This is a genomic window from Micromonospora sp. DT31 (assembly GCF_049841795.1).
GTDB lineage: Bacteria > Actinomycetota > Actinomycetes > Mycobacteriales > Micromonosporaceae > Micromonospora.
Map to the genome: position 1 here is coordinate 154,418 of NZ_JBNCKZ010000010.1, position 25,162 is coordinate 179,579.

Below are 25,162 nucleotides of genomic sequence, written 5' to 3' on the forward strand. Positions count from 1 at the left end.
GCACCCCGCGTCGGCCACGAGGCCGGCGGCGCCGTCGGCCTCGGACCCGCCGCCGGCCGTACGATCGACGCCGCCCGGCGTGCCGGTCAGGTGGGGGTGGTGACGAGGATCGGGGGGGTCCACGGGGAGGTGCCGACGACGTTCGCCGCGTGTACCCGGTAGTGGTAGGTGACGCCGGGGGCCAGGCCGGTGTTGGTGAAACCCCGGCCGGTGACGCGGAACGTGGCCGGCTCCCGGGTGAAGGCGGCATCGGTGGCCCGCTGCACCAGGAAACCGGCCCCCGGGCCGGCCGGTGTCGCCGCCGACCAGATCAGCGTCACCGTGGCGGTGTCCGGGTTCGGCGCGACGGCGGTGACGCTCAGCCGGGTCGGTGCGGCCGGTCGGGCCGGGGTGGTCACCGTGGCGACCGTCGACCAGGGTGACGCGGCGCCCAGGTACGTCGTGCGGACCCGGTAGTAGTAGGTGGTGTCCGGAGCGACGGCGGCATCCAGGTGGGCCTCGCCGACGGTGATCGCGGTGGTGCCGGGGCCGCTGGTGAACGTCGGGTTGGTGGCCCGCTGCACGTCCACCCCGGTGGCGAAGGAGTGGTTGGCCCAGCGCAGCGCCACCCGCAGCGGCGCGGCCGGCAACACGGCCGCGGTCAACCGGGCCGGCGCGTCCAGGTGCACCGACGCCGGCACGCTGTTCGACCAGGCCGAGCAGCTCACCGCGTTCTCGGCCCGGATCCGGTAGTGGTAGGTGACGCCGGGCGTGACCGTCGCGTCGGTGTACCGGGTCGCGGTGGCGGCCACGGTGATCTCGGTCAGCCCGGCGGTGAAGGCACTGTCGGTGGCGCGGTGCAGCAGATGGCTGGTGGCCGGCGGGCGCCCGCCGTTGCCGGTCCAGGTGAGCGCGATGGCGGGGAGTGCGGTGGCCGAGCCGGGCACCGGTACGGCGGTCAGCCCGGTCGGCGCCCGGGGTGTCACCCGCAGCACCAGCGGCCGGCTCATGCCCTGGTCACGTAGCCCGGCCGAGCGGGTCTGCCAGCGGTACTCCCACCCCAGGTCGACCAGGTGGTTGACCACCGTCGCGGGTCGTCCGTCGACCGGGCTGACACCGGTGCCGTCCAGGCGCGCGCCGGCCGGTCGGGTCGGGTCGAGCAGCCGGACGCTGTCGCCCAGCTTGAACGGCAGGGTGGGCGGGACCGGGCGCAACGCCACCACCACGTCCTCGCGCGGGTTGACCCGCACGGTGTCCTTCCAGCCCAACTCGCCCGCCTCGGGGGGACGCAGCGTGCCGTCCCAGCCGACCCGGTTGACCACCTGCACGTCGCAGCCCTCGATGTGCACCGGGTGGGTGCGCGGGGCGTCGCCGACGATCCGCCAGAGCTGCGTGCCGTCGGTCGGCGCGCCCACCGCCACCGTCGGGTCGGTGGCGAACAACACCTCGGTGGCCGGGTCGGCCGGCCCCAACGGCAGGGTGGCCGGGGTCGGCGGCGCGCCGACCGGGTGCCCGACGCCGAGCCGTCCCACCGCCCGGCCGTGCCGCGGCTCGAACACCTGCCCGACCGACTTCACGGCCAACGGCAGCGTCACCGGGGCCGCCGCGCCGGCCGGGACGAACGTGACCGCGTCGGTCCGCGCCGGCACCAGCGTGGTCCGCGCGGTACGGGTGCCGAACGCCTCGTCGTACGCCGGCTGGGGCACGATCGGCGGCGGTTGGCTCGCCGCGTACGCCCCGGGCAGCCGGTCGGCGAGCCGACGCCTGTCGTACGGCTGGGCGGGGGTGCCGGCGACCCGGATCTGGAGCAGGGTGCGGGTGTTCGGGCCGTAGCCGGGGCGGGTCGGTGGCAGGCCCCCGGAGGCGGTCCGGTCCGGTGCGCCGGTGTGGTGGTCGTAGCGGGGGTCGAACCGGGGCAGCGGCGCCGGGCAGTCGTTGTAGAGGATCAGCGTGCCGCCCGGCGGCACGGCGGAGAAGTCGACCACCACGTCGGCCCGCTCGCCGGGGGCGAGCAGCAGCGCGTGTCCGTCCACGTTGAGCACGGTCGGGTCCTGCCTGTCGTAGCGGTAGGTCACCGGCCGGTTGGTCAGCACCACCGGGGCGGGCAGCAGGCCGGCCTCGTTGCCGATCTGGATCAGCTCGGGGCCGGCGGCCCCCGGGTCGGGCACCCCGCCGTCGCGTCCGTCCACCGGCCAGTACCCGGGTCGCCCCGGCGCGCGCGCCGCGTCGACCATCGGGACCTCGCCGGCGTCCGGGTCGGCCGGGGTGCCGTCCGGTGTCCACATCGGCGCGTCCGAGGCGGCCCGGTAGAGCTGGAGGTTGAGCGCCCGGTCGGCGCAGGCGTTCAGGATCCGGAACCGGTACGCGCGCGGCGCGACCTCCAGGTACGGGTAGGCGACGCCGTTGACGAGCGGGGTGTCCCCGTACGCCTCGGGCACCGCCGACGGGTGTGGCACGGCGGGTGCCAGCGGCGGCTCGTCCGGCTCGGTGTCCGGGTCGTGGTGCGGGTTGGGCACCGGGGCGACCCACGCGTCGGCCCCGCGGTCCGGGTCGTGTGTCCACGGGCCGTAGTCCCAGCGGCCGGTCGGGTTGCCGCCGCTGAGCCGGTACGGGTTCTGCCGGGGCTGGTAGACGTGCGGGTGCCAGAGGTTGCCCTTGGCGCCCCAGCGTTCCCGGTCCCAGGTCGGGTCCTGGGCGGCGAGTTGGGCGTCGTCGGGCACGAACGTCTTGTCCTCGACCACCAGCGGGAGCTGTTCGGCGGGCAGCACCCCGTCGTCGACGAGCCGTTCCTCGGCCGGGTCGGTGAGCAGGTAGAGCGCGAGCTGTCCGGCGTAGACGGTGAGCCGGGACAGGCCGAGGGTGTTGTCGTGCAACCACATCAGCCGGCCGCTCTGCTCGTTCGGGAAGTAGAGCGTGGTGGCGCCCGCGCCGGGCGGCGGCATGTCCGGCACCGGGGTCACCCCCACCCCCGTCGGGTACGGGGTGATCTCACCGGCGGGGGTGACCCACCGCCACGGGTTGCCGGCGCTGGTCCATCCGGTCTGCGCCCCGTCCAGGTGCGGCACCGCCCGGTTCTGCGGGTACGGCGCCGGCCCGTCCAGCGGCCCGACGCCGGCCCCGTCGACTGTCTCGTCCACCGGCAGGAACAGTTCACCGGCCCGTCCGGTGGGAAGTTGGTTGATGAACTTGATCCGCACCGGGCGGCCCCGCCTAGCCATGATCATCGGACCGAGGTGCCAGGGCCGCTCGGGTGGCCCCACCGTGTTGTGACCGGCGGCGTCGGTGCCCAGGTTGAGCTGCCGGTAGCCGCGCAGCCGGGTGGCGGGCAGATCCCGGTGCAGGCGTTGCGCGTACTCCTGGAGGCCGATCTCGTAGTAGTCGCAGCCCGGCCAGGTGATGGTGTCCGGCACCGCTACGGGCAGCCGGGCGCCGAGGCCGGCGGTGGCCGCCCGCCCGGGTAGCGGCAGCGGGTCGACGAACTTGCGGATGCCGGTGCCGGGCACCGGGCGGCCGTCCGCGTCCGGTGTGGGCAGCGGGCTGGCGGCGGTGTTCGGCACCTGGCCGAACAGGTGTGGCGCGGCGGCCGGGTCCAGCGCGGCCGGGCCGGTCGGCTCGGGGTCGGCGACGCGGGCGGTGGGGACGGCGGGTGGTCGGGCCTCGGCGACCGGGTCCGGGTGCCCGGCCCGGAGCCTGCGGAACAGCACCATGGTTCTCCCCGGGGTCGGGGCGCGCCGGCCGACACCCCGGCGTGGCGGGCGTGCGCGCTGCTGACGATCCGTGAGCGGTTTCACGCAGCATGCGACGGCGCGGGGTGGCGGCGGAAGTACCCAATCGTCCCTATCTTGGGGGATCTTGCCCGGTTCGTGGAAGTTCCACGTCGGCGCGGTCGGGCTGGCACACCGGGCACCAGTAGGTGACCCGCTCGCCCAACTCCTCCTTGCGGATCGCCGTACCGCAGCGCCGGCACGGCTGTGCCCGACGGCCGTACACGTAACTGGTGCCGCCCCGGCGCAGCACCCCGGTCGTGCTCTGCGTCCAGCGGCCCCGGTTCGCCGCGAGCAGCCGCTGCGCCAACGCCACCGTGCCCGGCAGGTCCGGCACCGCGCCCACCGGGGTCCACGGGGACACGCCACGCAGGAACAGCACCTCGCACTTGTAGAGGTTGCCCACGCCGGCCAGGTTGCGCTGGTCGAGCAGCGCCTCGCCGATGCTGGCGTCCGGATGCGCGGCCAGCCGGCGGACCGCCTCCTGCGGGTCCCATTCCGGGCCGAGCAGATCCGGGCCGAGGTGCCCCACCAGCGACGCCTCGTCGGCCGTCGGCACCAGCGCCAGCTCGTGCAGGTGATAGCCGACCGCCACCGCCGCGGGGGAGCGCAGCACCACCCGGATCAGGTGCGCCGGCCGCGCCGTCCAGCGCTCCCCCGGGGCGTACGCCCGCCACGCACCGTCCATCCGCAGGTGCGAGTGCAGCGTCCACTCCCGACCATCGGGAGCGGCCAGCCGCAGCAGCAGGTGCTTGCCCCGACTGGCCGACTCGCGTACCGCCCAGCCGGTCAGGTCGGTGGTGGCCAGCTGCGGCACGCGAAACTCCGAGCCGGTGAGCCGGGACCCGCCCAACGCGCGTTGCAGCACGCGGGCCGTGTTCCAGACGGTGTCGCCTTCGGGCATCCCGCCATTGTCCCCGATCGAAGGAAATTCGTGTGTATCACCATTTGTAGTGCACTTCCTGCCGATCAGGATAAAAGACAGGATCAGGGGGTTCTGAGGAGAATGCCGATGACCCGCACCCGCCGCTGTGCCGTCCTCGCCCTGACCGCCCTGCTCGGCGCGACCACCGGACTGCCCGGCGCAGCCGCGTCGGCCGCGCCACCGGCCGCCGCGCCACCGGCCCGCGCCACCGCGCCCGACCCCGAACGGTGGTCCGCCGACCTCACCGTGGCCGGCGGCGACGACGTCAACGTCGCCTGGCGCTCCGGCCGCCTCCGCCTCACCGACCAGCGCCCCACCGCCCGCACCCGCCCCGCCGCCGTGGCCGGCCCGATCGCCGAGGGCATCCTGCTCACCGCGCCGCGCGCCCTGCACCGGCCGGCCACCCGCGTACGCGCCCGGCTCGCCGCCCGCACCGGCGACGGCGGCACGGCCGTGGCCCAGGTCCGCGGCTGGCGGTCCCACGGCTGGACCGAATGGCGCGACGCCACCGACGCGGTCTTCGACCAACCGGTCAGCCGCGTGCAGGCGCGGGTCGTGCTGACCACCCGGGGCGCCGCGTCGCAGGCCACCGTGTCCGCGCTGACCCTCAGCGCGGACCGGGTCGCCACCACCGCCGTGCGGCCGGCCGCCGCGCTCACCTACCGGGCGTACGCGACCCGCATCGGGCTGGTCGGCGGCGTTACCGCCAACGGGCACACCGTCCGCGCCCGGGACCACTTCGCGGCGCTGCCCAGCCGGCGCGGCCTGTCCCCACGCGACACCGGTGACTACACCGTCAAGGTCTGCACCACGGGCGGCAGCCGCTGCGAGTACGCCCCGGTCTGGGACGTCGGGCCGTGGAACACCCGCGACGACTGGTGGAACCCGTCGTCGACACGGGAGAACTGGGCGGACCTGCCGCGCGGGCGGTCCGAGGCGCAGGCGGCGTACCAGGACAACTACAACGGCGGACGCGACCAGTTCGGCCGCACCGTGCGCAACCCCGCCGCGCTGGACCTGGCCGACGGGACGTTCTGGGACGGGCTTCGACTCACCGACAACACGTGGGTGAACGTGACACTGCTGTGGACCGGTGGCGGGGCGCGGGCCGTGATCGGCTCCGGGCCGCTGAACCTGCGGGCCGGGGCCGCCACCTCGTACGCGAGCCGGGGCCTGGCCGCCACGACCGCCCAGGTGCCGGTGCAGTGCTACGTGACCGGGCAGCGGATCGCCGGCACGTACCGCACCACGACGAGGTGGTACCGCCTGGTCGGCGGCACCTACGTCAGCTACGCGTACCTGTCCTCCGTCTTCGGCGGCACGGTCCCCCGCTGCTGACCCGCCGTCCCCCGGGGGTCATCGGGTCATGATGGTGACCAGATCCCCGGGGGCGAGGGCGAGGGTGTCGGCGGCGCGGCCGGTGTTCACCGCGATCGCCGCCAGGCCGGCGGAGTCGGCGAGGACCACCAGGGCGCCGGGCGGCGCGTCGCCGAACGTGCGGCCGTGCACCGCCGCGCGCCCGTTCACCAGGACCCGGGACGGCAGCCCGTCGAGCAGCGTGCCCGGCGCGGCGAGCTGGACGTTGCCGAAGTGGTCGACGGTCAGCACCTCGGCGGTGAGGCCGCCGGGCTCGGCGCGTACCACCGGTTCCGGCAGCCGGACCAGCGTGCCCGGGTCCACCGGCGGCCCGGCCCCGGCCGGCGGCGCGCCGAGCGCCAGCCGGGCGGCCACCGGCGCGAACACGTCCCGCCCGTGGAACGTGTGGGAGACGACCGGGCCGAGCCGGTCCGGGTTTGTCAGCTCCACGGCGGCGGTCACCCCGCCGAGCGCCTCGGCGGCCGGGATCAGCAGCCCGTTGTCCGGCCCGACCAGCAGCCCGCCGGGGGTGGCGAGCGCGATGCCGCGCCGTTCGGTGCCGACACCCGGGTCGACCACCGCCACGTGCACGCCCCACGGCAGGTACGGCACTGTCTGCGCGAGCACCGCCGCGCCCCGGCGCACGTCGGCGGGTGGGATCAGGTGCGTCACATCGATCACCCGTACCGCCGGGGCGAGCCGGGCCAGCACCCCGTGGCACGCTGCCACGAACCCGTCCACCAGGCCGTAGTCAGTGGTCAGCGAGACACAACGCGGCCCGCCGACCGTCGGCCGCAGGCCGTCCGGTGCCGTGCGCCCCTCGCCGGCGGCGGCCGGGCCGGGTCCGTCCGGGCGGCTCATCGCTGGTCCGCCCCGGTCAGGTGCCGCGACAGGCGCAGCTCATCGTGCAGCGGGATGCCGTCGGCGCCGACGTGCGGGATCGTCGGCCCGTCGGCGTCGACCCGGTACGCCAGCGCCCCGGCGAACATGCCGGTGTCGTCGACCGCCACAAGCGTGTGCAGGTCACGCAGGTCGTAGCGGGTGTCGTGGACCACCACGACCGGGCCGCCCCACTCCCGTTCGTGCAACGCCGTCAGCGCGGCTCGGTCCTCGTCGCGCGCCTGGTGCACCCGGATCGGCGCCACCGGCCCCTCCTCCCCGCTCGCGTCCGGCACACCCTAACCGCAACGGCGGCCGGTCAGCCGCGCAACCGCAGGCCACGCGGGGTGGCGCGGAAACCGGCGGCGGTCAGCGCGTCGCGCAGCGGGGACGCGTGCACGGCCTCGCCGTCGGCGCGTTCCACCGAGATCGCGCCGAGCGCCCCGGAGTGCACCGCGTCGGCGAGCGCCTTGCCTGCGCCGGCCAGCGTGTCGGTGTCGTCGGTGAACGACAGGATCGTCCGGCCACCCCGCTCGACATAGAGCACCAGGTCGCCGGCGACCAGCACGACCAGGGCACCCGCCTTGCGCCCCGCCCGGTGGCCGGTGGCCGGGGCGGCCCCGTCGCCGGAGTCGACCACGCGCTCGGGCCAGGGCAGCGCCGCACCGTACGGGTTCGCCGGATCGGTGGCGGCGAGCACCACCGCCGGGCCGCCCCGGCTCTGGCTGTCGTCGGCGAGCGCCCGGATGCGGTCGACCGCGCCGGGCACCGCGAACTGGGCGGCGCCGAGCCCTTCGACGAAGTAGCCGCGCCGGGCCGCGCCGCGTTCCTCCATCGCGGACAGCACCGGGTAGACCCCGGCGAAGCCGCCGGTGATCTGTTCGGCCACGACCGCGCCCCGGGTCACCACGCCGTGCCGTTCCAGCAGCAGGTCGGCAAGCGCGGCGGCGCGGCGGGTGGGGTCGAGGTCGCGGTCGGGCAGCCGGGACCAGCGACCGGCCATGGTCGGTGGGCCGCCCCGGCTGGGCAGCGCCACCCGGCCGGGCCGGCGGTAGCGGGTGCGTGGCGCCGACGGCCGGGACCGGTGCGCCCCACCCGCGCCGAGCGCGACCCGCAGCGGGGCGAGCGTGTCGTTGGTCAGGTGACCGGCCCACACCAGGTCCCACACCGCGCCCGACAGGGCGGCGTCGTCGGTGGCGCCGACCCGGTCGGAGAGCGAACGGAAGAACAGCGCCTGCCCGTCGGCGAGCGCGTCGAGCACCGACTCGTGCAGCGGGCTCAGCGTCAGCGCCTCGTCCGGTGGGGGGAGCAGAAGCGGCGCGACGTCGGCGTACGCGAGCGTCACCCAGCCGTCGCCGCCGGAGATCGCACCCGCGCCGGCCCAGACCACCTCGCCGCCGGCGCACAGCTCGTCGAGTTGGGCGGGGGAGTAGTCGGCGACCCGGGCGGGCAGCACCAGGCGTTCCAACGCGGACGCGGGCACGCTCACGCCCTGCAACTGCTCGACGACGGCGGCGACGGCCTCGACACCCCGGGCGGACGAGCCGACCTGCTGCCAGCGGGGCAGGAACGTGGCGAGCGCGCGCGGCGGCACCGGCTCGATCTCCCGGCGCAGGGCCGCGAGCGAGCGGCGGCGCAGCAGGCGCAGCACCTCCGCGTCGCACCATTGGGTGCCCACGGTGTCCGGGGCGAACTCGCCGGAGACCACCCGGCCGTTCGCCGCCAGCCGGCGCAGCGCCTGCTCGACGACGAACACCCCGAGCCCGAACCGGGCCGCGCAGGTGGCCGCGGCGAACGGGCCGTGCGTGCGCGCGTACCGGGCCACCAGGTCGGTGAGCGGGTCGGCGACCGGCGACAGGTACGCCTCGGCCACCCCGACGGGCAGCGCCACCCCGAGCGCGTCGCGCAGCCGGGCGGCGTCCTCGACCACCACCCAGCGGTCCTCCCCGGCGACGCGGACCCGCAGCACCCGCCGGGCCGCCGCCAGCTCGTCGGTCCAGGATTCCGGCACGCCCCGCTCGGCCAGTTCGGCCGGGCTCAGGTCGCCGACCACGCGCAGCAACTCGACCACGTCCTCCGGGTCGCGGGGTCGCCGCTGCTCGGTGCGCCAGCGCAGTTGACGCGTGGTCTCGGCCAGCACCGCCGGGTCGAGCAGTTCCCGCAGGTCGACCCGGCCGAGCAGGTCGCCGAGCAGCCCGGAGTCGAGGGCCAGCGCGGCGGCCCGCCGCTCGGCCAGCGGGGCGTCGCCCTCGTAGAGGAACGCGCCGACGTACCCGAACAGCAGCGACCTGGCGAACGGCGACGGGCGCTCGGACTCCACCTCGACCAGGCGCACCTTGCGGGCGGCCAGGTCGCGCATCAGCCCGGCCAGGGCCGGCTGGTCGAACACGTCCTGCAGGCACTCCCGGGCGGCTTCCAGCGTGACCGGGAAGTCGGCGTACTCGCGGGCCACGTCGAGCAGCTGCGCGGCGCGTTGACGCTGCTGCCACAGCGGCTGTCGCCGTCGGGGGTCGCGGCGGGGCAGCAGCAGCGACCGGGCCGCGCACTCGCGGAACCGGGAGGCGAACAGCGCGGACGTGCCCACCGACTCCTCGACCAGTTGGGTGATCTCGTCCGGCTCGAAGACCACCACGTCGGCGCCGGGCGGGGTGTCGGCGGTGTCCGGCAGGCGGATCACGATGCCGTCGTCGGAGGGCATGACCTGGGCGTCCACGCCGTAGCGTTCGGCCAGGCGGCGGCCGATGGCGAGCGCCCACGGCCCGTTGACCCGGGCGCCGAGCACCGAGTGCACGGCGAGCCGCCAGTCGCCCAGCTCGTCGCGGAACCGTTCGACCACCACCGTCCGGTCGTCCGGCAGCGAGCGGGTGGCCGCCTTCTGCTCCCGCAGGTAGGTCATCAGGTTGCCGGCGGCCCAGTCGTCCAGCCCGCCGGCGCGCAACGTCGCCACCGCGTCGGCGTCGGACTGCCGCACCAGTGCGCGGACCCGGGCGCCGATCGCGCGCCCCAGCTCGACCGGACGGCCGAGCTGGTCGCCCTTCCAGAACGGCATCCGGGCGGCCTGGCCGGGAGCGGGGGAGACCAGCACCCGGTCGGGGGTGATCTCCTCGATCCGCCAGGACGACGAGCCGAGCAGGAACACGTCACCCACCCGGGACTCGTAGACCATCTCCTCGTCCAGCTCGCCGACCCGGGCGGCCCGCTCCGCGCCGGCCAGGAACACCCCGAACAGGCCCCGGTCGGGAATGGTGCCGCCGCTGGTCACCGCGAGCCGCTGCGCGCCGGGCCGGCCGGTCAGCACGTCGGTGGCGCGGTCCCAGACCAGGCGGGGCCGCAGCTCGGCGAAGGCGGTGGACGGGTAACGCCCGGAGAGCATGTCGAGCACCGCGTGCAACGCCGAGTCGGGCAGCTCGGCGAACGGCGCCGCGCGGCGGACCAGCACGGCCAGGTCACCGAGCCGCCACGGCTCCAGCGCCACCATCGCCACGATCTGCTGGGCCAGCACGTCGAGGGGGTTGCGCGGGTAGTGCAGCTCCTCGATCGCACCGGCGCCCATCCGCTCCGCCACGACGGTGCAGGAGAGCAGGTCGCCGCGGTGCTTGGGGAAGACCACGCCGCGGGAGACCGCACCGACCTGGTGCCCGGCCCGACCGACCCGTTGCAGCCCGGCGGCGACGCTGGGCGGCGCCTCGATCTGCACCACCAGATCGACCGCGCCCATGTCGATGCCCAGCTCCAGGCTGGACGTGGCCACCACGGCGGGCAGCCGGCCGGACTTGAGCGCCTCTTCGGTCTGCTTGCGCTCCTCCCGGGAGACGCTGCCGTGGTGCGCCCGGGCGATCACCGGCGGCGCCCCGGCCGCCGCACCGGACTGCGCCATCACCTCGGACGGCTGTCGCGGGGCACGGACCGGCCCCGCCGGGCCACCGAACGCCTCCCGCCGCGCCGTGTCGTCCGGCCCGGCCCCGTCGCCCGGGCCGCCGTCGCCGGCCGGCCGGCGGTCGCCGTCGGGCAGCAGATCGGATACGCGCACCGGCTCCCCGCCCCGGGCCACGCCGCCGCCCTCCGGTGCGGGCGCCGCCGCCACCTCCTCGGCGGCGAGCTCGTTGAGGCGGGCGCAGAGGCGTTCGGCGCCGCGCCGGGAGTTGGTGAACACGATCGTGGACCGGTGGGCGCGGATCAGCGCGAACACGCGTTCCTCGACCGCCGGCCAGATCGAGGGCCGGCGAGGGGCGAGCCCGCCGAGCTGGTCCTCCGGCGTCTCCTGCTCGTCGAGGCGGGTCATGTCCTCCACCGGGACCTGGACGCTCACCTCGATGGTCTTGTCGGCCGGCGGTTGCACCACGTCGACCGGGCGGGCGCCGCCGAGGAAGCGGGCGCAGACGTCGATCGGGCGCACGGTGGCGGAGAGCCCGATGCGTTGGGCGGGCCGTTCCAGCAGCGCGTCGAGGCGTTCCAAGGACAGCGCCAGATGGGCGCCGCGCTTGGTGCCGGCCACCGCGTGGACCTCGTCCACGATCACCGTGTCCACGCCGCGCAGCGATTCCCGGGCGGCGGAGGTGAGCAACAGGAACAGCGACTCGGGGGTGGTGATGAGGATGTCCGGCGGGGTGCGGGCGAACGCCCGACGTTCGTCGGCCGGGGTGTCGCCGGTCCGCATCCCGACGGTGATGTCCGGCGGGGGCAGGTCGAGCCGGGCGGCGGCCTGCCGGATGCCGGTGAGCGGGGCGCGCAGGTTGCGCTCCACGTCGACGGCGAGCGCCTTGAGCGGGCTGACATAGAGCACCCGGCAGCGACGCCGGGGATCGGCCGGCGCCGGATCCTTGGCCAGCCGGTCGAGCGACCAGAGGAACGCCGCCAGCGTCTTGCCGGACCCGGTCGGAGCGACGACCAGGGCGCTGCGCCCCGCGGCCACCGAACGCCAGGCTCCCTGCTGGGCGCCGGTCGGCGCGGCGAACGCCGCGGTGAACCACTCCCGGGTCGCCACGCCGAATTCCGTCAGCGCCCCGCCCGTCAGCGCCTTGCCCGTCGAAGCGCCGCCCGCCGGCGCCCTGCCTGCCGACTTCCCGCCTGCCGACTTCCCGCCTGCCGACTCCCCGCCTGCCGGGGTCGCCTCGTCCGTCACGCCCCCAATCCTGCCCCGCCGCTACGACATCCGGCCGCCACCGGCGGATCGGCGGCCCGGGTTGGGGAGGTCGGAGCGTGCTTGGGGTTTTTGTTCCGTTAAGTCTTACTTAACTGCTTGCTTGCGACCCGCAACATAAAGTAACTTTACTCACGATGTGGCGTGATGGGGAGGCGTGGATGGCCGTCGAGGAGCGAGGCTCCGGGCTGGGTACCGACGTGCTCATCCGCCAGGTCGACAACCGGTTGGCCGCGCTGCGCACCGGCCTGCGGGGCGCCGACCTCGACCTGGCCGAGGAACTGGCCGGCCGGCTGCGCGAGATGGTGGTGGCCACCGCCCGGTCCAGCGCGGCTGATCGGGCGCTGGTGCGGGCCGCGGTGCACTACTTCGTCAGGCGGCCCGGGAGCCGCGACGCCCGGCTCCCGTTGCGTTCCCTCTCGGCCGCCCAGCGCGCGGCTGACCGGGCGGCCCACCGCCTCGGGCACGCCGACCCCGCCTCCCTGGCCTGACCCCCGTCCGCGGCGTCGCGACCGGGCGGCGCGGGCGCGGGTGAGTGGAATGGGTGGGTTTTCGGAAAACGCCCCGGTTCGACACTGATGTGGCGTGTGATCGGTCGTGTTCCCGTGCCTCGGCGCGCCGTCACCTCGACCGGGAGTACGCGTGCTCGTCCTGCTGATCCTGCACCTGGTGGCGGCGCTGCTCGCCCCGCTGCTGGTCCGCCGGTGGGGTCCGCGCGCCTGCCTGCTGCTCGCGCTCGCGCCGGCCGCCACCGCCGGCTGGGCGGTGGCCCACACCGGGGCGGTACGCGACGGCGGGGCGGTCGTCGAGACGTACAGCTGGGTCCCGCAGTTGCAGCTCGACGTGGCGCTGCGCGTCACCACGCTGCCGTGGCTGATGCTGTTGCTGGTCGGCGGCGTGGGCGCGCTGGTGCTCGTCTACTCGGCCGGCTACTTCGCGTCCGACTCGGCCGGCGTGGCCCGGTTCGCCGCCGTCATGGTCGCGTTCGCCGGGGCGATGGTCGGCCTCGTCGTCTCCGACGACCTGCTGCTGCTCTACGTGTTCTGGGAGCTGACCACCGTCTTCTCCTACCTGCTGATCGGGCACAGCGCCGAGCGCCGCTCCAGCCGGTGGGCCGCCGCCCAGGCGCTGACCGTCACCACGCTGGGCGGCCTGGCCATGCTGGTCGGGTTCCTGATGCTCGGCCACCACGCCGGCGGCTACCGCTGGTCGGCGGTGGCCGCCGCACCGCTGCCCGGCGGCGCGTACCTGGTCGGCGCGGTCCTGCTCGTCCTCGCCGGGGCGCTGGCCAAGTCCGCGGTGTTCCCGTTCAACGCCTGGCTGCCGGTGGCGATGGCCGCCCCCACCCCGGTCAGCGCCTATCTGCACGCCGCCGCCATGGTCAAGGCCGGCGTCTTCCTGGTCGGGCTGCTCGGTCCGGCGCTCGCCGCGGCCGGGCCGTGGCGTCCGGTGACCGTCACCGCCGGGCTGGTCTCGCTGGTCGTGGGCGGGTGGGCGGCGCTGCGGCAGACCGACCTGAAACTGCTGCTCGCGTACGGGACGGTCAGCCAGCTCGGCCTGCTCACGGTGGTGTTCGGAGCGGGCACCCCGGCGGCGGCGTTGGCCGGTGCGGCGATGCTCGCCGGGCACGCCCTGTTCAAGGCGGCGCTGTTCCTGGTCGTCGGCATCCTCGACCACGCGGCCGGCACCCGGGACCTGCGGGAACTGTCCGGGGTGGGGCGGTCCGTCCCGATGCTGGCCACGGTCGCCGCCCTGGCCGCCGCCTCGATGGCGGGTGTGCCGCCACTGCTCGGGTTCGTGGCGAAGGAATCGGTGTTCGCCGCGTTCACCGGCGACCCGCTGGTGCTCGCCGTGCTGGTGGCCGGCAGCGCGCTCACCGTGGCGTACAGCATCCGCTTCGTGTGGGGTGCGTTCGGCACCCGCCCCGGCATCCCGGACACGGCGGTGGCCCGGCCCCCCGCGGTGATGCTCGTACCCCCGGTGCTGCTCGCCGCCGCCGGGCTCGCCGGCGGCCCGGCGGCCGGCTGGCTGGGCGACCTGTTCGAGCCGTACGCCGAGCTGTTCGGGCCGGTCGAGGAGCACCTGGCACTGTGGCACGGGCCAACCGTGGCGCTCGGCCTGTCCGCCGTGGTGCTGGCCGGCGGTGTGGGGCTGCACCTGGCCCGCGGCCCGCTCGCCCCGGTGCTCCGCCGGCTGCGCTCGCCGGTGGCCGGCAACCAGGGGTACGAGTGGATCACGCACCAGTTCGACAGGTTCGCCATCGAGGTCACCGGCGCCACCCAGCGGGGGTCGCTGCCGCAGTACCTCGGCACCGTGCTGCTCGCTCTGGTGTTCGTGCCCGGCGCGGCGATGGTGTCAACCGCGCCCTGGCGGGTCGAGTTGGCGCTCTGGGACAACCCGGCGCAACTGGTCGTCTGCGTGATCATCGCGGTCGCCGCGCTGCTCGCGGTCGGCGCGCGCCGCCGGCTGACCGCCATGCTGCTGGTGGGCGTGACCGGCTACGGCACCGCGATGATGTTCGTCCTCTACGGCGCCCCGGACGTGGCACTCACCCAGTTCCTGGTGGAGACCGCCACCATCGCCGTCTTCGTGCTGGTGCTGCGCCGGCTGCCGGAACGCTTCTCGGCCAGGCCACTGCGCCGCAGCCACTGGGTGCGGCGTGGGGTCGGGGTGGCCGCCGGGCTGGTGATGGCCGGCCTGGCGCTCGCCGCGTCCGGGGCCCGGCGGGCGCCGTCGATCTCCGCGGCCTTCCCGGACCTCGCCGTCACCCAGGGGTACGGCCGCAACGTCGTCAACGTGACCCTGGTGGACATCCGGGCCTGGGACACGATGGGGGAGATCTCGGTGCTGGTGGTGACCGCGACCGGGGTGGCCAGCCTGATCTACGAGCGGTCCCGCACCGGGCCGCGCCCCCGCCGGCCCCGACCGGTCGCGCGGCCCGCCGACGACCGGCGCACCGTGTGGCTGCGCGGCGGGGCGACCCTGCACGAACGGCGACGCTCGATCGTCTTCGAGGTGGTCACCCGACTGATCTTCCACACGATGCTGCTCTTCTCGCTGTTCCTGCTCTTCTCCGGACACAACGCGCCCGGCGGCGGCTTCTCCGGCGGCCTGGTCGCGGGCCTGGCGTTGACGCTGCGCTACCTGGCCGGCGGCCGGTACGAGCTGGCCGAGGCGGCGCCGGTGGGCGCGGGCACGGTGCTCGGCGCGGGGCTGGGCATCGCGGTCGGCAGCGGGGTGCTCGGCCTGGTGCTCACCGGCGAGGTGCTGCAGAGCGTCAAGGTGAACCTGTGGCTGCCCCTGGTCGGCCACTTCTACCTGGTCACGTCGCTGTTCTTCGACATCGGCGTCTATCTGGTGGTGGTCGGCCTGGTGCTGGACATCCTGCGCAGCCTGGGCACCGAGGTGGACCGGCACGTGGAGGCGGCCGGGGAACCGGGGCGCGGGTTGGCCGTCCGCCGCGAGGGGCGGCGCGCATGAACCGGGGGGCGGCGGGTCCGACGCTGGTGCTGGTGCTGGCCGTCGGGGTGCTGGTCGCGGCCGGCGTCACGCTGCTGCTGGAGCGCAGCCTGACCCGCATCCTGCTCGGCGTGATCCTGCTCGGCAACGGGGTGAACCTGCTGATCCTGCTCGGCGGCCGGGCCGGCGCCGCCCCGCTGGCGGGGGCCGCGCCGACCGACGAGCTGAGCGACGCGCTGCCGCAGGCGATGGTGCTCACCGCCGTGGTGATCACGTTCGGCCTGACCGCGTTCCTGCTGGCGGTCGCCTACCGCAGTTGGTTCACCAGCGGCGACGACGAGGTGCAGGACGACCTGGAGGACCGGCAGATCGTCCGGCTCGCCGAGCGTAACGAGGTGTCCACCGCGGACCTGGGTGGTGAGGGCCCGGACGACGACCCCGAGCAGGTCGACCCGGCGCCGGCCCGGCGTCGGCTCCACCGGGACGGTGACCAGTGAGTGCGAGGAGTGAGCCGGTTTTGCGAGCCCCGCAGTCGCGAGCCGAGGAGACGCAGTGAGTGCGAGGAGTGAGCCGGTTTTGCGAGCCCCGCAGTCGCGAGCCGAGGAGACGCAGTGAGTGCGCTGGTGCCGTTGCCGGTGGTGGTGCCGCTGCTCGGGGCGGCGCTCACCCTCCTGCTGTCCGGCCGGCCCCGGTTGCAGCGTTCGGTGAGCGTGCTCTGTCTGAGCAGCGTGCTGGTGGTCGCGGCGGTGCTGCTGGTGCAGGCGTACCGGTTCGGGCCGGTGGTGGTGCAGGTGGGTGGCTGGCCGGCGCCGGTGGGGATCGTGCTGGTGGCCGACCAGTTGGCGGCACTGATGCTCGTGGTGTCGTCGGCGGTGACGCTGTGCGTGCTGCTCTACTCGGTCGGCCAGGGCCGGGGGGAGACCGGGGAGACGGCACCGGTCAGCATCTTCCACCCCACCTATCTGGTGCTCACCGCGGGTGTGACGAACGCCTTCCTCGCCGGGGACCTGTTCAACCTGTTCGTCGGTTTCGAGATCCTGCTGGCCGCGAGCTTCGTGCTGATCACGCTGGGCGGGACCGAGGTGCGGCTGCGCACCGGTTCGACGTACGTGGTGGTGAGCATCCTGTCGTCGATGCTGTTCCTGTCCGCGGTGGGTCTGGTGTACGCGGCCACCGGCACATTGAACATGGCGCAGCTCGCCGGCCGGCTGGACGCGCTGCCGTCCGGCGTACGGATGACCCTGCAACTGATGCTGCTGCTGGCGTTCGGCATCAAGGCGGCGGTCTTTCCGTTGTCGGCCTGGTTGCCGGACAGTTATCCGACGGCGCCGGCCCCGGTGACCGCGGTCTTCGCCGGCCTGCTCACCAAGGTCGGCGTGTACGCGATCATCCGCACCGAGACGTTGCTGTTCCCCGGTGGGCAGGTCGCCGGGCTGCTGATGGTGGTGGCCGGGCTGACCATGGTGGTGGGCATCCTCGGTGCGGTGGCCCAGTCGGACATCAAACGACTGTTCTCGTTCACCCTGGTCAGCCACATCGGCTACATGATCTTCGGGGTGGCGTTGAGCAGTGTCGCCGGCCTGTCCGGGGCGATCTTCTACGTGGTGCACCACATCACCATCCAGACCACGCTGTTCCTGGTCGCCGGCCTGGTGGAGGAGCGCGCCGGCAGCACCGACCTGCGTCGCCTGGGCGGGTTGGCGCGGGTCACCCCGATGCTCGCGGTGCTGTTCTTCGTACCGGCGATGAACCTGGCCGGCATCCCGCCGTTCTCCGGTTTCCTCGGCAAGGTGGGTCTGCTCCAGGCCGGGGTGGCCGCCGGCCGGCCGCTGCCCGCGGTGCTTGTCGGGGCGGGGACGCTTACCAGCCTGCTCACCCTCTACGCCGCCTCCCGGGTGTGGAACATCGCGTTCTGGCGGGCGCCCCAGCTGGCCACCACCAGTCCGCCGGTCCGGCTGCCCCGGTTGATGGTCGGCGCGACCACCGCCCTGGTGGCGCTCGGCGTGCTGCTCACCCTGGTGGCCGGGCCGTTGTTCCAGGTGACCGCCGACGCCGCCACGGACCTGCGCGAGCGCACCCCGTACGTGCGGGCGGTCCTGCCCCGGGACGTGCCGTGACCGGCCCGGGCGGGCAGCCGGCCGTGGGCCGCGGCGGGCGGCGTCGGGACCAGGCCGTCGCGCTCGGTTGGCTGGTGGTCGCCTGGCTGCTGCTGTGGGGCGACGTCTCCTGGGGCAACGTGTTCACCGGACTGGCAGTCGGCGCGGCGGTGCTGCTGTTCTTCCCGCTGCCGACGGTCACCTTCGGCGGGCGGCTGCGCCCCGGGCCGCTGCTGGTGCTCGTGGCCACGTTCGTCGCGGAGCTGGTGAGCGCCAGCCTGCACGTGGCCGCCCTCGCGCTGCGGTTCGGCTACCGCCCGCGCGGCGCGATCATCGCGGTGCCGCTGCGGGTGCGCACCGACCTCAACCTGGCTCTCACCGCCGAGCTGATCTCGCTGGTGCCGGGCACCCTGATCATCGACGTGGACCGCGCGCGGGGCGTGCTCTACGTGCACGTGCTCGACGTGCGCGGTCCGGAGGACCTGGACGCCAGCCGCGCCCGCGTACTCACCGTCGAACGGCGCATCGTCCGCGCCATCGGCTCTCCCACCGAGGTACGCCAGCTCGACCTCGATCCCGTGGAACGGAGGAACCACCCGTGACCGTCCTGTTCGCCGGCGCGTTGACCGTGCTGCTCTCGGCCACCGCGCTGCTCGCCCTGGCCCGGATCTACCGTGGCCCGTCCCTGCTCGACCGGGTCGTGGCCGCCGACCTGCTGCTGTCGGCGATGCTCGCCGCGGTGGGGGCGGAGGCCGCGGTCAACAGGCACGCCGCCACCCTGCCCGTGCTTGTGGTGCTTTCCCTGCTCGGGTTCATCGGTTCGGTGTCGATGGTGCGCTTCGCCGTCCGGGCTGAAGCGTGAGCGCGAGGAGTGAGCCGGTGTTGCGAGCCCCGCAGTCGCGAGCGAAGGGACCAGCGTGAGCGCGAGGAGTGAGCCGGTGTTGCGAGCCCCGCAGTCGCTGACGAAGGAGAAACCAGCGTGAGCGTGGATTCCGTCGCGGAGTGGGCGGGCGGGGTGCTGTTGGTTGCCGGCGCGGCGTTGGGCCTGGTCGCGGGCATCGGGCTGGTGCGGTTCCCGGACGTGCTGGACCGGATGCACGCGGCCACCAAACCGCAGGTCCTCGGTGTCCTGCTGCTCCTGGCCGGGTTGGCGTTGCGGCTGCGTACGCCGTCGGACCTGGGCATGTTGGCGCTGGTGGCGATCTTCCAACTGTCCACCGCGCCGGTGGCCGCGCAGATGATCGGGCGGGCCGCGTACCGTTCCGGGCGGGTCGACCGGACCTTGCTGGACGCCGACGAGCTGGCCGGGCGGTGAACCGGACGCGGAGAGGGCTTCCCGACACCCCCAGCGGACCCCCAGCCGGCCCGGATAAACTGGCGGGCATGATCGACTCTCCTGCCCCGGAGGGCAGCAGTAGCCGGCCGGGTCGTACCCGGTATCTTCCCTCCCCGACGACCCCGGGAGCCCTGAACCTCCCGTGTTGATCCTCGTCGGTCTCCTTCTCATCATCGTGCTCACCGCCGCCACGGGTTACTTCGTGGCGCAGGAGTTCGGTTACGTCGCGGTGGACCGCGGCAAACTCAAGCAGCTCGCCGACGGTGGCGACCGCGCTGCGGCCCGCGCCCTGGAGGTGACCGGACGGCTGTCGTTCATGCTGTCCGGCGCCCAGCTCGGCATCACCGTGACCGCCCTGCTCGTCGGTTATGTCGCCGAGCCGTACCTGGGTGCCGGACTGGCCGACCTGCTCGGCGTCGCCGGCCTGTCCAGCGCGGTGGCGTTTCCGATGTCGGTGGCGCTCGCCCTGACCATCGCCACCGTGGTGCAGATGGTCCTGGGTGAGCTGGCCCCGAAGAACCTGGCTATCGCCCGGGCCGTGCCGCTGGCCCGGGCGCTGTCGAGGTCCACGCTCATTTACATGCGGGTCGCCGGCCCGCTGATCACGCTCTTCGACCGGGCCGCCATCCGGCTGCTGCGACGCCTCGGCATCGAGCCGATCGAGGAGCTGCCCAGCGGCGCCACCCCCGAGGACCTGGAGCAGATCATCGCCGAGTCCCGGGAGGAGGGGCACCTGGACGCCGACATGTCCGACCTGCTCGACCGAGGGCTGGATTTCCGCCAGCTCACCGCCGGGGAGGCGATGGTGCCCCGGGTCGACGTGCACACGGTGCGGGCCGACGAGCCGGTCAGCCGGATCGTCGAGCTGCTCGACACCGGCCACTCCCGGTTCCCGGTGCACGGCACCGATGGCGTCGACGACCTGGTAGGTGTGGTCGGCATCACCGACGTGCTGGGGGTGCCCCCGGCGCAGCGCGCCACCACCCGGGTCGACGCGGTGGCCGTACCCCCGTTGCTGGTGCCGGAGACGCTGCCGCTGCCGACGGTGCTGGACCGGCTGCGGTCCGGGCACCGGCAGCTCGCCTGCGTGGTCGACGAGTACGGCGGGTTCGCCGGCGTGATCACCCTGGAGGACCTGGCCGAGGAGTTGGTCGGGCCGATCCGCGACGAGGACGACCCACCGGACCGGGCCCCGGCCCGGCAGGAGGACGGTTCCTGGGTGGTGCCGGCCCGCTGGCGGATCGACGAGGTCGCCGACAGCACCGGCATCGAACTGCCCGAGGCGCCCGAGTACGACACGCTCTCCGGCCTGGTGATGCGGGAGTTGGGTCGGGTGCCGGAGGTCGGTGACCAGCTGGAGATCGCGGTGGTCACCGACGGCGACGAGCCGACGCCCGGCACCCGGGTGCTGGTCGAGGTGCTGGCGGTGGATCGGCACGTGGCCGACTCCGTACGCCTGCGTCCCACGGCCGGCGTGTCCGGGGAGGGCAAGGCATGAGCCCGGGTTTCGCGCTTTTCTTCTCGGTGGTGCTGCTGGCGCTCAACGCGTTCTTCGTGGCTGCCGAGTTCGCCCTGGTGGCGGCCAAGCGGTACCGGCTGGAGCAGTCGGCGGCAGCCGGTGGCCGGGCGGCCCGCGCGGCGCTGGACGGCGTCCGTGAGCTGAGCCTCATGCTGGCCGGCGCGCAGCTCGGCATCACGCTGTGCACGCTGGGCCTGGGCGCGTTGGCCGAGCCGGCCATCGAGCACCTGCTCAGCCCGCTGCTGCACGCGGTCGGGCTGCCCGAGGCGGTCAGTCACGTGGTCGCGCTCGTGTTCGCGCTGGCCCTGGTGACGTTCCTGCACCTGGTGGTCGGCGAGATGGCCCCGAAGTCCTGGGCGATCACCGACGCGGAGCGTTCGGCGACGCTGCTGGCGCTGCCGTTCCGGGCCTTCGCCCGGGTCGCCCGGCCGGTGCTGTCCGTGCTCAACGGGCTGGCCAACGCGATGCTGCGGGTGGTCGGGGTGCAGCAGCAGGACCAGCTCGCCCAGGTGCACGGTCCGGACGAGCTGCGCATCCTGCTGGAGCAGTCCCGGGAGCACGGACTGCTCGGTGCGGAGCAGCACCAGATGTTGACCAGCATGCTGGAGTTGCAGGGCACCACGGTGGCGCAGGTGATGGAGCCGTTCGAGCAGATCGTCACGGTGGGCCGGGGTGAGACCGCGGAGCGGATCGAGCACGTCTCCCGCGACAGCGGCCGGTCCCGGCTGGCGGTGGTCGACGCCGGTGGTGAGGTGTGCGGCCTGGTGCACGTACGCGAGGCGGTGCGCGCGGTCACCACCGGGCGACCGGCGACCGCGGAGGAGCTGATGACAAGCGCCTTCACGCTGCCGGCCGAGGCGTCGGTGACCGAGGCGGTGGCCGCGATGCGGGCCCGTCAGGCGCAGCTCGCGCTGGTCAGCAACGGCGGTGGGCCGACCCGGCCGATCGGTTTCGTAGCGCTGGAGGACCTGCTGGAAGAGGTCATCGGCGAGTTCGACGACGAGACCGACCCGGTCCCGAGGGGCCGGCGGATGCGCTGAACCGCTCCGACCCGACCTTGTCCGCCCCGTCCGCGCTCGCGCGGGCGGGGCGGACGCATGGGTGGACGGGTAGCGGGAAAGCCGCGGCATGCGGCTGACCGGGGTGTCCCGGGGCACGGCCTGGACCGGGCTCTCGGTGAGCACCACCCTGCCCAACCCGAGCACCCGGCCGGGACTGCGGCTGCCGGGGCGGGTGACCCTCACCGCCGGCCGCTGGGACGTCCCGGTCCGGCGGATCCGCCTCGGGCTGGTCGCGCAGGCGGAGCCGGAGGACCCGGAAGCGGCGCGCCGGCTCGTGCAATACCACGAGTGGTCGATCGCCGGGCGGTTCGTGGTGCCCGCCGGTCGGCGGCGCGCGGTCGACTTCGCGGTGCCGCTGCCCTGGGAGACGCCGGTGACCACGTTCGGCGGGGTGCCGTTGCTCAGCCTGCGCACCGGGCTGCGGACCGAGGTGTCCGTCGACCCGGACGTCGACCAGGGCGAGATGGTGCCGGTCCTGGTCCACCCCCTGCCCACCCAGCAGCACGTCCTGGCCGCCCTGGACACGCTCGGCTTCGCCGCCCGGCAGGCCGGGTTGCAGCAGGGCCGGCTGCCCGGGGTGCGGCAGGCGCTGCCGGTGCAGCTACGGTTCGGCTACTGGGCCGCCCCGCTCTACGCCGGCCCGATGACCGAACTCGAAGTGATCATGCTGACCGACCCGGCCGGCATGGAGGTGCTGTTCTGGTTGGACCGGCGGCTCTCCCTGGCCGGGATCACCCACCAGAGCATCAGCCGGTTCCGGGTCTGGCACGCCGGTGCCGACCAGCGGGACTGGGTGGCCACCGTGGACGGCTGGCTGCGGCATGCCATCGACCGGCACGCCGCGGCCGCCGCGCACGCCGGCTGGTCGGCCACCGTCCGCGAGTCGGCGCACGTCAGCCGCCGACCCGACCAGCCGGTCGCCCCCGGCTACGGCCTCGGCGGTACGGGCGGCGGCGCGGGCATCGGCGGCGGTGGGGGAGGCGGCGGCGACGGCACCTGAGCGCTGCCGTGCGTGTGTTAAGAAGAGGCCCTTCCTTACCCCTCAGCCGCGTGGAGCCGTTCCCGCAGGCGGGCCTGTACGCCGGGCCACTCGTCGGCGATCATCGAGTACTGCGCGGTGTCCCGCCAGGACCCGTCGGCGCGTTGCTTGTGCCGGCGCAGCACGCCTTCGCGGCTCGCGCCGAGACGTTCGATGGCCCGCTGGGAACGTTCGTTGCGCACGTCGGTGTGCCAGACCACGCGGACCGCGTCCAACTCGTCGAAGGCCCGCCCGAGCAGCAGCAGTTTCGCCTCGGTGTTGACGCCGGTGCGCCACCACGGCCGGCCCAGCCAGGTGTAGCCGATCGCCAGCGACCGGCGGACCGGGTCGACCTCGTAGTAGGAGGTGGTGCCGACGACCGCGCCGGTGGTGGCGCAGCGCTGCGCCCAGCACACCTGCTCGCCGCGGTCCTGCGCGTCCAGGTAGCCGGTGACGATCCGGCGTATGTCGGCGACGTCGGCCGGCTGCGGGCCGCCCAGGTGCTGCCACACCTGCGGGTCTGCGGTGGCGGCGTACAACTCCTCGGCGTGGGCGAGGTCCAGCGGTTCGAGCACCACGTGTGCACCGCGCAGCACCGCCGGGTCGAGCCATGCCGGGCGCGCCGGCCGCAGGTACGCCGGTAGTGGTGCGGTCACCCCGGGGGCCGGTTCGGGGCGCCCCGGCGTGAGCCGCAGCGGCACCACTCCCGCCCAGTACGGCAGGACCTCGTCGGCCGGTTCGTCCCGGACGCCCCCGGTGCGCAACCGTACGGACACCTCGCGCAGCGGCAGCGCCAGCACGGCGGTCTCGGCCAGTTCGCGCCGGTCGGGCGGGCGGCTGTCCGCGGACCGGCCGGCGGCGACCTTCTCGATCAGCGCGGTCAGCACGGTCGTCTTCTCGTCGAGGGTGTCGACCAGCCGGGCGGTGCCGTGCACCACCACGGACCGGTAGTTGGCGCTGTGGTGGAACTGGGAGCGGGCGTAGACCAGCCCGTCGAGGTGGGTGACCGCGACGCAGACCGGCAGCCCGGCCGGGCCCCGGGCGGCCAGCAGTGGCCGGCTGCCGGTGGAGCCGTGCAGGTAGAGCGTGTCGCCGATGCGGACGTGCAGGGTCGGCAGCAGGCGGGGCTCACCGTCCACTGTGAACGCCAGCGCGCAGTGGTACGCCTCGTCGAGCAGCGCGTGGGCGGTGGCCCGGTCGTAGTGCATCCGGTCCCGGGTGCGGGTGGCCGTGGTGCGTGCGGTCGGAGCGTACATGCGACATCCCGCCTTTGTTCTAGTACAATCTCAGAACTGTGGCAGCACATTATCAGCCCACCGGGTCCACGTCCGCCGCCATTTCGGCGAGCGTGGAATCCGGCATCCGCACCGGCGGCCTCGCCCCGGGCGACCCCCTGCCCGCCGTCCGCGCACTCGCCGTCGAGCTGGGCGTCAGCCCGGCCACCGTCGCCCGCGCCTACCAGGAGCTGCGGCAACGCGGCCTGGTCAGCACCGCCGGCCGGCACGGCACCCGGGTCCGCCCCCGCCCGCCGGTGGCCGCCCGCCGCGCCGCACTGCTGCCCCCACCACTGCCGGACGGCCGCGACCTGTCCGCCGGTCAGCCCGACCCTCGGCTGCTGCCTCCACTCGGCCCGCACCTGGCCGCGCTCGCCGCCGACCCCGGACCGCCCGCCGGGTACGCGAACGCCCCCGTCCTGCCCGCACTGGCCGCCGCCGCCCGGGACCGCCTCACCGCCGACGGCGTGCCGGCCACCGACCTGACCGTCACCGGTGGCGCCCTCGACGGCATCGAACGCCTCCTCGCCGCCCACCTGCGCCCCGGCGACGCGGTGGCGGTGGAGGACCCGGGCTGGGCCAACCTGCTCGACCTGATCGCCGCGTTGGGCCTGCGCACCGTCGGGGTGCCGGTGGACGACGCGGGGCCGAGCGTGCCCGGTGTGCGGGCCGCGCTGGCCGCCGGGGTCCGCGCGCTCGTGGTGACCAGCCGGGCCCAGAACCCGACCGGGGCGGCCGTCTCCGCCGACCGTGCGGCGGCGCTGCGGAAAGTGCTCGCCGGACGGGCCGACCTGCTGCTGATCGAGGACGACCACGCCGCCGAGCTGGCCCGCGTACCGCTGCACCCGCTCGCCGGGGCGACCCCGACGTGGGCGTTCGTCCGGTCGGTGAGCAAGCCCTACGGGCCCGATCTGCGGCTGGCCGTGCTGGCCGGTGACGAGGCGACCGTGGCCCGGGTGGCCGGACGGGCGCAGGTCGGTGCCGGCTGGGTCTCCACCGTGCTGCAACGCCTCGTGCTGTCGCTCTGGCGCGACCCGGCCACCGCGGAGCTGGTGCGGCGCGCGGCGGACAGCTACGACCGGCGGCGCGACGGCCTGGTGGCCGCGCTCGCCGCGCACGGCGTGCCCGCGCACGGGCGGACCGGCATCAACGTCTGGGTGCCGGTGCCCGACGAGACCACGGCGGTGACCGCGCTGCGCGACGCCGGTTGGTCGGTGGCCCCCGGCCGGCTCTACCGGATCGCCGCCGCGCCCGCCGTGCGCGTGTCGGTGAGCGCGCTGGACGAGGCCGACGTGCCCGCGCTCGCCGCCGCCCTCGTGGAAAGGAAGGGCCCCCTATTAACGCATTCGGTATAGG

At 74.8% G+C, this 25,162-nt stretch carries 18 protein-coding genes; 12 read left to right on the forward strand and 6 right to left on the reverse strand.

Going from position 1 to position 25,162, the window contains the following annotated elements:
- Positions 1-86: 86 nt before the first annotated feature.
- Both ACLQ2X_RS18650 and ACLQ2X_RS18655 read right to left on the reverse strand, forming a co-directional pair.
- The gene (locus ACLQ2X_RS18650; RefSeq protein ID WP_425682310.1) at positions 87-3,686 is read right to left on the reverse strand and encodes a fibronectin type III domain-containing protein; all 3,600 of its coding nucleotides are present in this window, start codon (positions 3,684-3,686) and stop codon (positions 87-89) included.
- 130 nt (positions 3,687-3,816) lie between these two features.
- Positions 3,817-4,647: a DNA-formamidopyrimidine glycosylase family protein gene (locus tag ACLQ2X_RS18655; RefSeq protein ID WP_425682311.1), complete on the reverse strand. Its 831-nt coding sequence runs from the start codon at positions 4,645-4,647 to the stop codon at positions 3,817-3,819.
- Between the two features lie 102 nt (positions 4,648-4,749).
- On the opposite strand from ACLQ2X_RS18655, the gene ACLQ2X_RS18660 reads away from it, so the two are divergent.
- Positions 4,750-6,006 carry a hypothetical protein gene (locus ACLQ2X_RS18660; RefSeq protein WP_425682312.1) on the forward strand — a complete coding sequence of 419 codons (1,257 nt, stop codon included), beginning with the start codon at positions 4,750-4,752 and terminating at the stop codon, positions 6,004-6,006.
- A gap of 18 nt (positions 6,007-6,024) precedes the next feature.
- Here the strand turns inward: ACLQ2X_RS18660 and ACLQ2X_RS18665 are convergent, their stop codons facing one another.
- The 3 genes from ACLQ2X_RS18665 to ACLQ2X_RS18675 are packed head-to-tail and all read right to left on the reverse strand — an operon-like array spanning position 6,025 to position 12,025.
- Complete coding sequence (locus tag ACLQ2X_RS18665) at positions 6,025-6,885, reverse strand: SAM hydrolase/SAM-dependent halogenase family protein (RefSeq protein WP_425682313.1); 861 nt, start codon at positions 6,883-6,885, stop codon at positions 6,025-6,027.
- A complete protein-coding gene (locus tag ACLQ2X_RS18670; RefSeq protein ID WP_425682314.1) occupies positions 6,882-7,169 on the reverse strand; it encodes a hypothetical protein in 288 nt (95 codons plus the stop codon). Before ACLQ2X_RS18670 ends, ACLQ2X_RS18665 begins: the two co-directional genes overlap by 4 nt.
- A 53-nt stretch (positions 7,170-7,222) precedes the next feature.
- On the reverse strand, positions 7,223-12,025 hold the full coding sequence (locus ACLQ2X_RS18675) for an Lhr family helicase (RefSeq protein WP_425682315.1): 4,803 nt from the start codon (positions 12,023-12,025) through the stop codon (positions 7,223-7,225).
- Between the two features lie 179 nt (positions 12,026-12,204).
- Between ACLQ2X_RS18675 and ACLQ2X_RS18680 the strand changes: the two genes are divergently transcribed.
- From ACLQ2X_RS18680 to ACLQ2X_RS18725, 10 genes are all read left to right on the forward strand, one after another.
- Positions 12,205-12,534 carry a hypothetical protein gene (locus ACLQ2X_RS18680; RefSeq protein ID WP_425682316.1) on the forward strand — a complete coding sequence of 110 codons (330 nt, stop codon included), beginning with the start codon at positions 12,205-12,207 and terminating at the stop codon, positions 12,532-12,534.
- 151 nt (positions 12,535-12,685) lie between these two features.
- Entirely contained in the window at positions 12,686-15,523 is a 2,838-nt protein-coding gene (locus ACLQ2X_RS18685; RefSeq protein WP_425682317.1) for a Na+/H+ antiporter subunit A, read from the forward strand.
- Complete coding sequence (locus ACLQ2X_RS18690) at positions 15,520-15,999, forward strand: Na(+)/H(+) antiporter subunit C (protein WP_425682318.1); 480 nt, start codon at positions 15,520-15,522, stop codon at positions 15,997-15,999. Before ACLQ2X_RS18685 ends, ACLQ2X_RS18690 begins: the two co-directional genes overlap by 4 nt.
- A 114-nt stretch (positions 16,000-16,113) precedes the next feature.
- Positions 16,114-17,619, forward strand: a complete 1,506-nt coding sequence (locus ACLQ2X_RS18695) for a Na+/H+ antiporter subunit D (protein WP_425682319.1) — start codon at positions 16,114-16,116, stop codon at positions 17,617-17,619.
- Entirely contained in the window at positions 17,616-18,200 is a 585-nt protein-coding gene (locus ACLQ2X_RS18700; protein WP_425682320.1) for a Na+/H+ antiporter subunit E, read from the forward strand. Before ACLQ2X_RS18695 ends, ACLQ2X_RS18700 begins: the two co-directional genes overlap by 4 nt.
- The gene (locus ACLQ2X_RS18705; RefSeq protein ID WP_425682321.1) at positions 18,197-18,460 is read left to right on the forward strand and encodes a monovalent cation/H+ antiporter complex subunit F; all 264 of its coding nucleotides are present in this window, start codon (positions 18,197-18,199) and stop codon (positions 18,458-18,460) included. The genes ACLQ2X_RS18700 and ACLQ2X_RS18705 overlap by 4 nt, the downstream gene beginning before the upstream one ends.
- Before the next feature lie 123 nt (positions 18,461-18,583).
- Positions 18,584-18,913, forward strand: a complete 330-nt coding sequence (gene mnhG / locus ACLQ2X_RS18710; RefSeq protein ID WP_425682375.1) for a monovalent cation/H(+) antiporter subunit G — start codon at positions 18,584-18,586, stop codon at positions 18,911-18,913.
- A gap of 163 nt (positions 18,914-19,076) precedes the next feature.
- Positions 19,077-20,432: a hemolysin family protein gene (locus tag ACLQ2X_RS18715; protein ID WP_425682322.1), complete on the forward strand. Its 1,356-nt coding sequence runs from the start codon at positions 19,077-19,079 to the stop codon at positions 20,430-20,432.
- Entirely contained in the window at positions 20,429-21,493 is a 1,065-nt protein-coding gene (locus ACLQ2X_RS18720) for a hemolysin family protein (protein ID WP_425682323.1), read from the forward strand. The genes ACLQ2X_RS18715 and ACLQ2X_RS18720 overlap by 4 nt, the downstream gene beginning before the upstream one ends.
- 88 nt (positions 21,494-21,581) lie before the next feature.
- Entirely contained in the window at positions 21,582-22,514 is a 933-nt protein-coding gene (locus ACLQ2X_RS18725) for a sporulation protein (protein WP_425682324.1), read from the forward strand.
- Between the two features lie 35 nt (positions 22,515-22,549).
- On the opposite strand, the gene ACLQ2X_RS18730 is transcribed toward ACLQ2X_RS18725, so the two are convergent.
- A complete protein-coding gene (locus ACLQ2X_RS18730) occupies positions 22,550-23,788 on the reverse strand; it encodes a bifunctional pyridoxamine 5'-phosphate oxidase family protein/GNAT family N-acetyltransferase (protein ID WP_425682325.1) in 1,239 nt (412 codons plus the stop codon).
- Between the two features lie 38 nt (positions 23,789-23,826).
- Here ACLQ2X_RS18730 and ACLQ2X_RS18735 point away from each other — a divergent pair, with 38 nt between their 5' ends.
- Positions 23,827-25,161: an aminotransferase class I/II-fold pyridoxal phosphate-dependent enzyme gene (locus ACLQ2X_RS18735; RefSeq protein ID WP_425682326.1), complete on the forward strand. Its 1,335-nt coding sequence runs from the start codon at positions 23,827-23,829 to the stop codon at positions 25,159-25,161.
- The last annotated feature ends 1 nt before the right edge of the window (position 25,162 follow it).

What these genes read in the sequence shown, in the direction of transcription:
- ACLQ2X_RS18725 (WP_425682324.1), top strand. Translation starts at nt 21,582, where the DNA reads ATGCGGCTGACCGGGGTGTCCCGGGGCACGGCCTGGACCGGGCTCTCG.
- ACLQ2X_RS18720 (WP_425682323.1), top strand. Translation starts at nt 20,429, where the DNA reads ATGAGCCCGGGTTTCGCGCTTTTCTTCTCGGTGGTGCTGCTGGCGCTC.
- ACLQ2X_RS18660 (WP_425682312.1), top strand. Translation starts at nt 4,750, where the DNA reads ATGCCGATGACCCGCACCCGCCGCTGTGCCGTCCTCGCCCTGACCGCC.
- ACLQ2X_RS18665 (WP_425682313.1), bottom strand. Translation starts at nt 6,885, where the DNA reads ATGAGCCGCCCGGACGGACCCGGCCCGGCCGCCGCCGGCGAGGGGCGC.
- ACLQ2X_RS18730 (WP_425682325.1), bottom strand. Translation starts at nt 23,788, where the DNA reads ATGTACGCTCCGACCGCACGCACCACGGCCACCCGCACCCGGGACCGG.
- ACLQ2X_RS18655 (WP_425682311.1), bottom strand. Translation starts at nt 4,647, where the DNA reads ATGCCCGAAGGCGACACCGTCTGGAACACGGCCCGCGTGCTGCAACGC.
- ACLQ2X_RS18650 (WP_425682310.1), bottom strand. Translation starts at nt 3,686, where the DNA reads ATGGTGCTGTTCCGCAGGCTCCGGGCCGGGCACCCGGACCCGGTCGCC.
- ACLQ2X_RS18680 (WP_425682316.1), top strand. Translation starts at nt 12,205, where the DNA reads ATGGCCGTCGAGGAGCGAGGCTCCGGGCTGGGTACCGACGTGCTCATC.
- ACLQ2X_RS18690 (WP_425682318.1), top strand. Translation starts at nt 15,520, where the DNA reads ATGAACCGGGGGGCGGCGGGTCCGACGCTGGTGCTGGTGCTGGCCGTC.